Annotated in this window: 11 protein-coding genes; 10 read left to right on the forward strand and 1 reads right to left on the reverse strand. The window is 38.8% G+C overall.

Translation table 11 applies throughout. The features are described 5' to 3' along the window. Nucleotides 1-7: 7 nt before the first annotated feature. Nucleotides 8-1,726, reverse strand: a complete 1,719-nt coding sequence (locus V8G61_RS10625) for a GMC oxidoreductase (RefSeq protein WP_394875642.1) — start codon at nt 1,724-1,726, stop codon at nt 8-10. 250 nt (nt 1,727-1,976) lie between these two features. On the opposite strand from V8G61_RS10625, the gene V8G61_RS10630 reads away from it, so the two are divergent. The 10 genes from V8G61_RS10630 (at nt 1,977) to V8G61_RS10675 (ending at nt 12,497) form a co-directional block, all read left to right on the forward strand. Further along, on the forward strand, nt 1,977-2,966 hold the full coding sequence (locus V8G61_RS10630; RefSeq protein ID WP_394875643.1) for a sugar phosphate isomerase/epimerase family protein: 990 nt from the start codon (nt 1,977-1,979) through the stop codon (nt 2,964-2,966). A 28-nt stretch (nt 2,967-2,994) separates the two neighbouring features. Beyond that, entirely contained in the window at nt 2,995-4,224 is a 1,230-nt protein-coding gene (locus V8G61_RS10635) for a nucleoside permease (protein ID WP_394875644.1), read from the forward strand. Nucleotides 4,225-4,229: 5 nt separating this feature from the next. Next, complete coding sequence (locus tag V8G61_RS10640; RefSeq protein WP_394875645.1) at nt 4,230-5,369, forward strand: Gfo/Idh/MocA family protein; 1,140 nt, start codon at nt 4,230-4,232, stop codon at nt 5,367-5,369. Between the two features lie 6 nt (nt 5,370-5,375). Continuing rightward, nucleotides 5,376-6,428 (forward strand): sugar phosphate isomerase/epimerase family protein, encoded by a 1,053-nt coding sequence (locus tag V8G61_RS10645; RefSeq protein WP_394875774.1) that lies wholly within the window; start codon nt 5,376-5,378, stop codon nt 6,426-6,428. A 15-nt stretch (nt 6,429-6,443) separates the two neighbouring features. After that, nucleotides 6,444-7,175 (forward strand): DUF1080 domain-containing protein, encoded by a 732-nt coding sequence (locus tag V8G61_RS10650; RefSeq protein ID WP_394875646.1) that lies wholly within the window; start codon nt 6,444-6,446, stop codon nt 7,173-7,175. A 556-nt stretch (nt 7,176-7,731) separates the two neighbouring features. Further along, a complete protein-coding gene (locus V8G61_RS10655; protein WP_394875647.1) occupies nt 7,732-8,352 on the forward strand; it encodes a GNAT family N-acetyltransferase in 621 nt (206 codons plus the stop codon). Next, nucleotides 8,349-9,524 (forward strand): argininosuccinate synthase, encoded by a 1,176-nt coding sequence (locus V8G61_RS10660; RefSeq protein WP_394875648.1) that lies wholly within the window; start codon nt 8,349-8,351, stop codon nt 9,522-9,524. The genes V8G61_RS10655 and V8G61_RS10660 overlap by 4 nt, the downstream gene beginning before the upstream one ends. A gap of 26 nt (nt 9,525-9,550) precedes the next feature. Then, nucleotides 9,551-10,534 (forward strand): N-acetyl-gamma-glutamyl-phosphate reductase, encoded by a 984-nt coding sequence (gene argC / locus V8G61_RS10665; RefSeq protein ID WP_394875649.1) that lies wholly within the window; start codon nt 9,551-9,553, stop codon nt 10,532-10,534. 36 nt (nt 10,535-10,570) lie between these two features. Then, complete coding sequence (proC, locus tag V8G61_RS10670) at nt 10,571-11,362, forward strand: pyrroline-5-carboxylate reductase (protein WP_394875650.1); 792 nt, start codon at nt 10,571-10,573, stop codon at nt 11,360-11,362. A 4-nt stretch (nt 11,363-11,366) separates the two neighbouring features. Beyond that, entirely contained in the window at nt 11,367-12,497 is a 1,131-nt protein-coding gene (locus V8G61_RS10675) for an aspartate aminotransferase family protein (RefSeq protein ID WP_394875651.1), read from the forward strand. Nucleotides 12,498-12,500 lie beyond the last annotated feature (3 nt).

Raw genomic sequence — 12,500 nt, forward strand, 5'->3', positions numbered from 1 at the left:
GTTCGTATTAAGCGTTATTCTTTTTTAATTCTTCTGCGGCATGATTTGCAGCTCTTGCTGTAAAGGCCATGTAACCTAATGACGGGTTATGGCAGGCCGATGAGGTCATGAAGGATCCATCTGTAACATAAACATTAGGACAAGCATGGATCTGATTGTATTTATTTAAAACTGATGTTTTAGGGTCGTGACCCATGCGCGCGGTTCCCATTTCATGGATGCCCAAACCTAAAACTCGGGAATCTTCATCATCATAACCTTGTACATTTTTAAAACCGGCGGCCTCAAGCATTTTTACAGCTTGCTCTTTCATATCTTTCCGCATAGCTAATTCATTTTCACCTAGACCCGCATCAAAGGTTACCGTGGGGAGTCCCCATTCATCTAATTTCTCATAGTCCAGATACATACGGTTATTACGGTCTGGTAATACTTCGCCAAAAGCTGTTAAACTTACTTGCCATTGTCCGGGTTTCAGTATGGCCTCCTTTAGTTGAGGCCCATATTTTAACTCTGCCACGGCATCTGAAGCACTACCTCTACTGGCGCTACCTTGATAACCGTAACCACGTTTAAATTCTTTGACATCGGTATTCCCGCCTAGATTTCTAAATCTTGGGATGTATACTCCATTGGCGCGACGTCCTTTGTTAATTTTATCTTCAAAACCCTCTGCGATGGCACGGGCTCCTACCTTGAAATGATGGTCCATAATATTACGTCCAAGTTGATCGCTATCGTTACCCAATCCATTTGGAAAACGCTCCGATTTTGATTGCAATAAAATAGCAGCCGAAGCTATGGCTGAAGCACATAAAAAGATCACCTTAGCGTTATAAATATGTATTTCTTTGGTTTCAGAATCAATAACTTTTACGCCCGTTGCTTTTTTAGTTGTATCATCATAAATCACTTCGTGTACTATAGAATTTGGTCGTAGGGTCATATTTCCAGTAGCTTCGGCAGTGGGTAAGGTCGATGAGTTACTGCTAAAATAAGCCCCAAATGGGCAGCCACGCATACAACGATCGCGGTATTGGCAAGTACTTCGTCCCATTCCCGGTTTCGTTCCTTCAGTAATATGAGCGGTCCTGCCAATGGTAAGTACACGTCCGTCATCAAATTTTTCGGTAATTTTGGATTTTAAATGCTCTTCAACACAGTTGAGGTTCATGGGCTTTAAAAGCTTTTGATCAGGAAGGATTTCCAAACCTAAATTTTCGCCACAAACCCCTATAAATTCCTCTACTTTATCATACCACGGAGCAATGTCCTTATAACGCACCGGCCAATCTACGGCAATGCCTTCCTTTTTATTCGCTTCAAAATCAATATCGCTTAAACGGTAACTTTGGCGTCCCCAGGTTAGGGAGCGCCCACCTACATGATATCCGCGAATCCAATCGAAGCGACGTTTTTCATTGTAGGGATGCTTTAAATCATCAACGAAAAAATGTTTACGATATTCTTTGGTTACATAACCGGTTCGATGTTGCTTCGCCATGCGCTCTCTAGTTTCACGAGTAGCCTCACCGCCATTTGGAAAATCCCAGGGGTCCATATTTGCGGTTGGGTAATCCTGAATGTGTTTAACCATTCTACCGCGTTCTAAAACCAGAGTTTTCAAGCCATTTTCACAAAGTTCTTTCGCCGCCCAGCCGCCGGAAATACCCGTGCCTACTACAATAGCATCATAGTCATTTTTGAGTTCAGAGTTATTATTCATCTTAAAAAGGAGAATTTATTAATATGGAAAAATTCGATTGTTAAATTTATGAAATATGTATTTAATGAAACAAAATATTAAAGAAATTTAATTATTCGTACATTTCCATAAGAAATATGACGAAAGGTGAACCGAAAACGATTTCGATATTCAATACGTCCTTTTTTTTAACAATAAATTCCGAAGTCATCATAAAAATTAATACATTTCAGTCAATTTCTATTAAAATTCAACAATACCCAACATTAAAATGGCAAAACTAATTTTTCTCCCTAGACTTACCGGATTTATTCTTTTAAGTCTTTTTTTAAGTTTTTCGGCCTGCAAGCAAAAAGCAGATAAGGCGGAAAAAATGGAACCTTCTAATGGAACGGCTATGGCATCTCAAGAACCCTTTTTTAAATTATCCCTCGCAGAATGGTCGTTGCACCAAAAGTTTCAGGCCGAAGGTGGTGACCCGTTTCAATTTGCTGAAATAGCTAAAGCAAATGGCTTTGAAGGATTAGAATATGTGAGTCAATTATACTCCAAACAAATTGAAACTCTTGGTTTTGATAAAGTGATTGATTCCCTGAAGACCATGAGTGAAAAACATGGGATGCAAAATGTTTTGATCATGGTTGATGGCGAGGGAGAATTGGCAAGTCTTGATGAAGCTGAAAGAGATCAGGCTGTTGAAAACCATAAGAAATGGGTGGATGCTGCTGCAACTTTGGGGTGTCATGCTATTCGTGTGAATACTTTCGGAACTAATGATCCTGAACAATGGATACCTGCGGTTACGGATGGATTACAGAAATTAGCAACCTATGCGGCAACCAAGAATATAGAAGTATTATGTGAAAATCATGGTTGGTTATCTTCAGATGCGCCGGTATTAATGAAAGCTATCACAGCAGTTAATATGGATAACGTTGGCACCTTACCTGATTTTGGGAACTGGTGTATCAAGCGGAACCAAGGAGAACGTTGGGGAGCATGTGAAGAAGTGTATCCGGATAAATATGAGGGTATTAAAATGATGTTACCCAAGGCTACAGCTGTAAGTGCTAAATCCTATGATTTTGATGAAAATGGTAATGAAACTACTTTGGATTATCCGCGCATTATCAAACTGGTAAAGGATGCGGGGTACACCGGGTTTATTGGTGTAGAATATGAAGGTACACGTTTAAGCGAACTGGAAGGCATTAAGGCTACGAAAGATTTATTGTTAAGATCGGCAAAGGACCTTGAATAATACGATAACTACCACTAACAACTAAACTATGAATAAAAAAACGCAATTTCAACTATCTTTTATGATGTTCCTTGAATTCTTTATTTGGGGAGGTTGGTTTGTAACATTGGGTTCCTTTTTAGGGAATAACTTAAATGCCACGGGTGCTGAAACGGCCATGGCTTTTTCAACACAATCCTGGGGCGCTATTATTGCCCCTTTTATTATCGGTCTCATTGCAGACCGATTTTTTAATGCTGAAAAAATATTGGGGGTTTTACATCTCATTGGTGCTTATTTGATGTATCAAATGTCTCAGTCCACTGAGTTCGCTTTATTTTATCCGTACGTTTTAGGTTATATGATCGCCTATATGCCAACCTTAGCTTTGGTGAATTCGGTGTCATTCAATCAAATGGAAAACCCAGAGAAACACTTTCCTGTTGTTCGGGTTTTTGGTACAATAGGCTGGATCCTTGCTGGCTTGATCATAAGTCTTGTTTTTAAATGGGATTCTATAGCGAACATTCAGGAAGGGATGTTATCAAATACCTTTACGATGGTAGCTATAGCCTCTTTAATTTTAGGTCTTTTCAGTTTTACATTACCAAAAACACCGCCGAGTGTTGCCAAAGGAGAGAAAGTTACCCTAAGTGATATTTTGGGTCTGGATGCCTTGAAATTGCTAAAGGACAGAAACTTTTTAGTATTCTTTTTGTCATCCGTTCTTATTTGTATTCCACTGGCATTTTATTATCAAAACATCAGTCCGTTTTTAACAGAATATAAAGTAGAAAATTCTACAGCTTGGGCGGCGCTAGGGCAGCTGTCAGAAGTCGGTTTCATGTTATTACTTCCTTTTTTCTTTACAAAATACGGTTTCAAAAAAACCATTTTGTTTGGTATGTTAGCCTGGGGAATCCGTTATGCCTTATTTGCATTCGGAAACGCCGGAGATCTATTCTTTATGCTCGCTTTGGGAATTGCTTTACACGGTATTTGTTATGATTTCTTTTTTGTTTCAGGTCAAATTTACACCGATTCGAAAGCTGGTGAGAAGGTGAAAAGTGCGGCTCAGGGACTAATAACTCTGGCTACTTATGGCGTTGGTATGTTGATGGGATTTTGGGTATCAGGTCAGATCGTGGATAAGAATATTCTAGCAGATGGTAGTCATAATTGGCAGGATGTTTGGTTGTTCCCAGCCTTTTTTGCCATTGGTGTTTTAATTTTATTTGCGGTATTTTTTAAAACGGAAAAAGTAGAATATAAAGCATAATTAATATGAATTCGAAGATCAGATTAGGAATATTAGGAGGTGGAGGTGATTCGTTAATTGGTGTTTTACACCGGGTGGCATCATCGATGTTTGATCAATTTAAGATTGTTGGTGGGGTATTTAATCCCAAATGGGAAGATAATATTAGCTTCTCTGAAAAAATAGGCATCCCAACCGATCGCATCTATAAGGATTTCGATACCCTTGTGGCGGAGGAATTAAAACTACCGGAAGCTGAACGCATTCAGGTGGTTTCTATACTAACGCCTAATTTCTTGCACTTTCCTATGGCTAAAAAGTTGCTGGAGAATGGTTTTAATGTGATCTGCGAAAAGCCGATGACCACCACTTATGAGGAAGCAAAAACTTTAGAGGCTACCTTGAAAAAAGCAAAAACTGTTTTCGCGGTAACCTATACCTATACCGGTTATCCCATGATACGTCAGATGCGGGAAATGATCGCTAATAATGTGATCGGGAACGTTCAGAAAATTGATGTACAATATTACCAGGGTTGGATAAATCCTGTTATTCATGACGAAAAATTGCGTGCCAATACCTGGCGGCTAGATCCCGAAAAAGGTGGGATTAGCTGCTGTATCGGTGATATAGGTACTCATGCTTTTGATATGCTGGAATATGTTACGCAGCTTAAGGTAGGTAAGGTTTTGTCTGATTTGAACTATGTATACGATGACAATAAAATGGATGTTGACGGTACCGTGTTGTTCCATTGCACGAACGGTGTCAAAGGACTTATTAGAGCCAGTCAGATTGCTACCGGAGAGGAAAATAATTTTACGGTAAAGATCTACGGAGAAAAGGCCGGGTTGAAATGGGAGCAAGAAAATCCTAACTATTTATACTTATTAGAAGACGGCGAACCTTTAAGGGTTTTAAAACCAGGACATGCCTACAATAGTGAACTTTCTTTGGATGGTACAAAGTTACCGCCTGGACATCCGGAAGGTATTTTCGATTCTATGGGTAATATTTATAAGGGTGTTGCTAAAGCGATTAGAAAAGAACCTTATGATCACGGAGAATTTCCAACGATGATAGATGGTGTACGTGGTATGAAATTTATAGAATGCGTGGTTGAAAGTCATTTAAAAGGGAATGTCTGGATAGATATAAATGAATAATATATGATGAAAACGATAAAAGGACCGGCTGTATTTTTGGCACAATTTATGGGTGATGAAGCTCCCTATAATAGTTTGGATGGCCTTTGTAAATGGGCTTCAGACTTGGGTTATAAGGGTATTCAAATGCCAACTTTGGATCCCCGTTTAATAGATTTATCTAAGGCTGCTAACAGTCAGGATTACTGTGATGAGTTATTGGGAAAAATAAATTCTTATGGCCTAGAACTAACAGAACTTTCTACTCACATTCAAGGGCAGTTAGTGGCGGTACATCCGGCTCATGATATCATGTTTGATGTGTTTGTTCCAGATGCCTTGAAAGGAAAACCAAAAGAGCGAACGGCTTGGGCCATTCAGGAAATGAAACATGCCGCCATGGCGAGTAGAAGGCTGAACCTTAAGGCACACGCTACCTTTTCCGGATCATTATTGTGGCCTATGGTACATCCGTGGCCTCAGCAACCAAAAGGATTAGTAGATCTGGGATTCAAGGAACTTGCAACGCGGTGGAAACCTATTTTGGACGTTTTTGATGACAATGGTGTCGATGTGTGTTATGAAGTACATCCTGTTGAAGATATTCATGATGGTGATACCTTTGAGCGATTTTTAGCGGCGACCGGAAATCACAAACGCGTGAACATATTATATGATCCTTCGCATTTTGTGTTGCAACAATTGGATTATATAGCCTATATAGATCATTATCATGAATTTATTAAGGCCTTCCATGTCAAAGATTCAGAATTTAATCCAACAGGAAAAAAAGGAACCTTTGGCGGGTATAATGATTGGAGAGATCGTGCCGGACGTTATCGATCACCCGGGGATGGTCAGGTAGATTTTAAGAAAGTATTCTCGAAGCTTACAGAATATGGTTGTGATGTGTGGGCAGTTTTAGAATGGGAATGCGTTATTAAAAGCCCGGAACAAGGCGCCAAAGAAGGTGCGCCTTTTATTAAGAATCATATCATTGAAGCAACGACCAAAGCTTTTGATGATTTTGCCGGTGGTGATTCCAACGAAGATCAACTAAAAAAAATATTAGGATTATAAATTAATTACATAAACATGAGATACTTATTAATAGCAGTATTAGCACTTGTTACCTTAACGAGTTGCAAAAACAAAAAAGAAGAGGAAAAAATAGAATCAATGCAAGAGCAACCTGCGGTTGTTGAAGCAGATTGGGAAGTGCTTTTTGATGGTTCCAATTTTGACCAATGGCGGGGATACCTTAGAGATACCATGCCTTCAGAATGGCGTATTGAAGGCGATGTTATGGTGTTTGAGCCAGGAGAGGAACTGGCCTATATACTTACCAAGAAAAAATATACTGATTTCATTTTGTCCTTAGATTGGAAAATTTCTGAAGGAGGAAACAGTGGTGTCCTATTTGGCGTTAGTGAAGTGGATAGTTTACCGGAACCATATTATACCGGACCTGAAATTCAGGTCTTAGATAATGAACGCCATCCTGATGCTAAAGCCAACCCGAAATATCACCAGGCAGGAGCACTTTATGATATGGTACAACCAATGCATGACGTAGCGAATCCGGCAGGTGAATGGAACCATTTTGATATTATGGTAGATCACAAGACCAATTCGGGAAGCGTGACATTGAACGGGACTTTAATTGTTGAATTTCCTGTGGAAGGAGAATCTTGGGATTCTTTAGTTTTGAATTCTAAATTCAAAGAGTGGAAAGAGTTTGGAGCTTACAAAACCGGTTATATCAGTTTACAGGATCACGGCGACAAGGTGTCGTACAGGAATATTAAAATTAAGACACTTAACTAACTGATTACCTGATTTAAATTAACAGATTCTTACAAAAAGTGAGGTTTAATTGCCTCACTTTTTTTGTTTGTCGAACTTTTTTATGGCTTTTCTCTCAAAATCGGCATCTGTTTTATTTTTTATCTCCTAAAAAAAGAGCTTCAAAAACAGTATTTTTTCATTCAAAATGTAAAAAAATAGAGATTATTATAATTTTTTGTAAAAATTAGTTACTTACTAAATGATTCTTAAATAAATATTATAGTTTTACAATATGAAAAATTTAAAAAATATCATACGTTTTCCGGTTCCCGGTTTCCCCGTGCGCTTTCGCCGCCGCTATTAATCTTTACAATAGCCAATCCAAAAACGTCATTTTTTAAATTTTTAGTACCGTGTCAAAACAACAATTCATAACATTTTATAACTCAATTCATTCAGTAATTAAATTTACTATGCGCCGTCCATTTCTCCGTCGCCCGTAAGGGTATGTGCTTATATTTTTGAATCAGGTGTGTCCGTTTCAGTTTTTAAACAGGAAAATTATAAAATAGAACATTAAAAAAATTTAGGAAAAATGAAGGTTGTCATAGCCGATACATCACACATAAAATACGCTCAAATAATTTGCGATACTATTGCAGAGTCTGCTTTGGTTCGCGGGACGGGTATAGCTCGTCGTACTCCCGAATATATCGCTACCAAAATGGAAAATGGTAATGCCGTTATTGCTTTGGATGGCGATACCTTTGCTGGCTTTTGTTACATTGAAAAATGGGGCCATGGTAAATTTGTGGCTAATTCAGGATTAATAGTACATCCCAATTATAGAAATCAGGGTCTGGCTAAAAAGATCAAACTTAAAATTTTTCAACATTCAAGATCTAAATTTCCCGATGCTAAAGTTTTTAGTATTACTACCGGATTGGCAGTTATGAAACTTAATACGGAGTTGGGGTATAAACCTGTACCTTTCTCAGAGTTAACAGACGATTCTACCTTTTGGGATGGTTGTCAAACCTGTCGAAATTATGATGTATTAACTCGAACCGATAGAAAACTGTGTTTGTGTACCGGGATGCTTTACGATCCGAAGGTCAAAGAACCAGAAAAACAAATACGAGAAAAAACATTTGAACGCTTAAAAAGTATTAAGCAGTCGTTATTTCTTAAAAAAGATAAAAATAAAGACAAATGAAAAAATTAGTCATTGCATATAGCGGCGGATTAGATACCTCTTACTGTGCCGTAAGTTTATCCAAGGAATATGAGGTTCATGCGGTAAGTGTTAACACCGGTGGATTTACGAAGGATGATATAAAAAAAATTGAGACCAATGCTTATAAGATGGGTGTTTCAACCTATAAGAATATTGATGCCGTTGCAACTTTTTATAACAAGGTTGTAAAATACCTCATCTTTGGGAACGTATTAAAAAATAATACCTATCCTTTATCCGTAAGTGCTGAACGGATTATTCAGGCTATTGAGATTATTGAATATGCCAAAAGTATTGATGCCCAGTATATTGCTCACGGTAGTACCGGGGCCGGTAACGACCAGGTACGTTTTGATATGATATTTCAAACTCTGGCACCGCATATTAAGATCATTACGCCTATACGGGATGAACAACTTACGAGACAACAGGAGATCGATTATTTAAATGAAAATGGGATCAACATGTCCTGGGAAAAAGCGAAATATTCGATTAATAAAGGGCTTTGGGGTACCAGTGTTGGTGGTGCCGAGACCTTAACCTCGGATAAACCCTTGCCGGAATCAGCATACCCATCTCAATTAAAACACAAGGAGGAAGAAAAAGTGAAGCTAAGCTTTGAAAAGGGAGAATTGGTGGCTGTTAATGGTATAGAAAACGACCCGGAAATAAATATTGAGATTTTGAATTCACTGGCCTCTGCTTATGCTATTGGTCGCGATATCCATGTGGGAGATACTATTGTGGGCATCAAAGGCCGTGTGGGTTTTGAGGCTGCTGCAGCGTTAATAACCATTAAGGCGCATCATTTATTGGAAAAGCACACCTTAACCAAATGGCAATTACAGCATAAGGAGTACATCGCCAGTTTCTACGGGATGCATTTGCACGAAGGGCAATATCTGGATCCGGTAATGCGGGATATGGAGGCTTTCCTGAAAAGTAGTCAGGCTAAGGTTTCTGGTGATGTGTTTGTGACTTTAAAACCATATCATTTTGATCTCGATGGCATCGCTTCAGAACACGACCTTATGAATGCTAAATTTGGAAGTTACGGGGAAGAAAATAAAGGCTGGACTGCAGATGAGGCCAAAGGATTTATAAAGATCCTTGGAAATCAAAATAAAATATATCAGCAGGTGAACTCTTAATACCTCGTGGTAATAAAACAATAAAAATGAAAACAATACAGGTTGGAATTATAGGAGGTGCAGGTTACACGGCGGGTGAATTGATTCGGTTGCTTTTGAACCATCCCAATGCTGAACTCAATTTTGTGTACAGCACGAGTAATGCAGGTAATAAATTAAGTCATGTGCATCAGGATCTGATAGGTTCAACCGAAATGGTCTTTACCGATACTGTCAATCAGGAGGTAGATGTTCTTTTCCTGTGTTTGGGCCATGGAAATTCCGTTAGGTTCTTAAAGGAAAATAGCTTTTCTGACCACACAAAAATCATTGATCTGGGAAATGACTTTAGGTTGGAAGCTGATCAAAACTTTGAAGGTAAAACTTTTATTTATGGTCTTCCGGAACTGAACAAGCATGCTATCGAAAAAGCCCGATATATTGCCAATCCGGGCTGTTTTGCAACAGCCATACAACTGGGTGTTTTACCTCTGGCCTATGCCGGCTTATTACGTTCCGATGTTCATGTAAATGCAGTAACAGGAGCTACAGGCGCAGGTACTTCTTTATCAGCGACCACCCATTTTACCTGGCGTGATAATAATGTATCACACTATAAGGCCTTTACACACCAACATTTAGGAGAGATCAATCAATCGGTAAATCAATTACAAACAGATTTTACTTCAGATATTTTATTTATCCCGAATCGAGGTAATTTCTCAAGAGGGATTTTTGCTACGCTTTACACTGATTTTGAAGGAACTTTAGAAGAGGCCCAAAAACTTTACGAATCTTTTTATGAAGAAGCCAAATTTACCTTTGTTTCAAATGAGAATTTGCATTTAAAACAAGTAGTGAATACGAACAAGTGTTTGATCCATTTACATAAATACCAGGGAAAATTATTGATCACCAGTATTATCGATAATTTATTGAAAGGTGCTTCGGGTCAGGCGGTACAGAATATGAATTTAATGTTCGGAATGGATGAAACAACCGGGTTACAATTAAAAGCTTCCTGGTTTTAAATTCCAGATTTATAATAACAACATACAAACCAAGACATGAAAATAGCCATAATAGGAACCGGAAATTTAGGGAGTGCCATTGCCAAGGGGCTTATTAAAAATAAGACCTATACCTCGTTGTATCTAAGTGATAAAAATACAGCAGCGGTAAAAGGGTTTAGTACTGAACCTTACGTAACTATTACGAGTGATAACAAGGCAGCTGTTGAAGCTTCGGAGATTTTAATTTTCGCCCTGCAACCAAGACATATTGAATCCGTACTAAAAGAGGTGGCTCCAAGTGTAACAAAAGATCATGTGGTCCTTTCTGTGGCAGCCGGATTTGCAATTTCAAATATCGAGGCCATCATTGGACAAGATAAGAACATCATTCGCGTGATGCCGAATACGGCTATTTCCATCGGGAAATCCATGACCTGTTTAGCAACCAATTTGAAAGGTGAAGGAAAAATTGCTATGGCTCAGGATATTTTTAATCAGTTGGGAACTACCATGGTGATTCCTGAAGAACATATTCAGGCGGCTACAGTGATCTGTGCCAGCGGAATTGCTTTTTGGATGCGTTTGATCCGGGCTACGACCCAAGGTGCCATCCAATTAGGATTCGAGGCTCATGAAGCCCACAAACTAGCGGTACAAACCTGTTATGGGTCGGCGAGTTTACTTTTAGAATCCGGAAATCATCCCGAGCAGGAAATCGATCGAGTAACCACCCCGAGCGGTTGTACTATTGAAGGTTTGAACGAAATGGAACATCAGGGTTTAAGCTCCTCACTTATTAAAGGTTTGGTAGCTTCATTCGAAAAAATTAATCATTTAAAAAAATAATCCTATGCCATTATTTGATGTGTATCCTTTATATGATGTAACGCCGGTTTCGGGTAAAGATGTTTATGTTTATGATGAGCAAGGAACGGAGTATCTGGATCTTTATGGCGGTCATGCCGTAATTTCCATTGGGCATGCTCATCCCGACTATGTTGAAGCCATAACGAGTCAGGTGTCGAAATTGGGGTTTTATTCCAATGCCATTCAAAATCCTTTGCAACAGCAACTTGCTGATAAATTAGAGGCGCTTTCCGGCTGTAAAGGGTATAATTTGTTTTTGTGTAACTCAGGAGCCGAGGCCAATGAAAATGCACTTAAGTTAGCCTCTTTCAAAACAGGGAAGTCCCGGGTTATTGCTTTTAAGAATAGCTTTCACGGGCGAACTTCGGCAGCCGTAGCCGTTACCGATAACGCTAGTATTATTGCGCCGATCAATGCCCAACAAAAGGTTACAATTTTAGAATTGAATGATGTTGCAGGGGTAAAAGCAGAATTGGAAAAGGGTGATGTTTGCGCCGTTATTGTTGAGTTTATTCAAGGTGTTGGTGGTTTAGACCAGGGGAGTAGCGATTTCTTTGAACAGGTTTATGCACTATGCAAAAACAACAATACGTTCTTTATTGCCGATGAGGTACAATCAGGGTATGGTCGTTCCGGTAAATTTTTCGCTTTTCAACATTATAATGTAACGCCGGATATTATTTCAATAGCTAAAGGCATGGGGAATGGTTTTCCTATTGGCGGTATTTTAATTCACCCGGATATAGAAGCGAAATACGGTATGCTGGGTACAACTTTTGGCGGAAATCATCTGGCTTGCGCTGCGGGATTAGCAGTATTAAATACTATTGAGGAAGGGCAATTAATGGATAATGTGAATGCGATGTCGGACTATTTTATTGAAAAGGCTAAATCCATTCTGCAAATTAAAAAAATTAAAGGACAGGGCTTAATGTTAGGACTGGAATTTGATTTTGAAGTAGCTTCCCTTCGTAAAAAACTAATCTATGAGTACCATATATTTACAGGAGGTGCATCTAATAAAAAACTATTACGCATCTTACCACCCTTAACAATTCAAAAAGAGCATATCGACCAGTTTTTCAGTGCTTTGAAAAATGCGGTAGAAATTTAAAAG

This window comes from Gaetbulibacter sp. M240, assembly GCF_043876815.1.
Lineage (GTDB): Bacteria > Bacteroidota > Bacteroidia > Flavobacteriales > Flavobacteriaceae > Gaetbulibacter_A.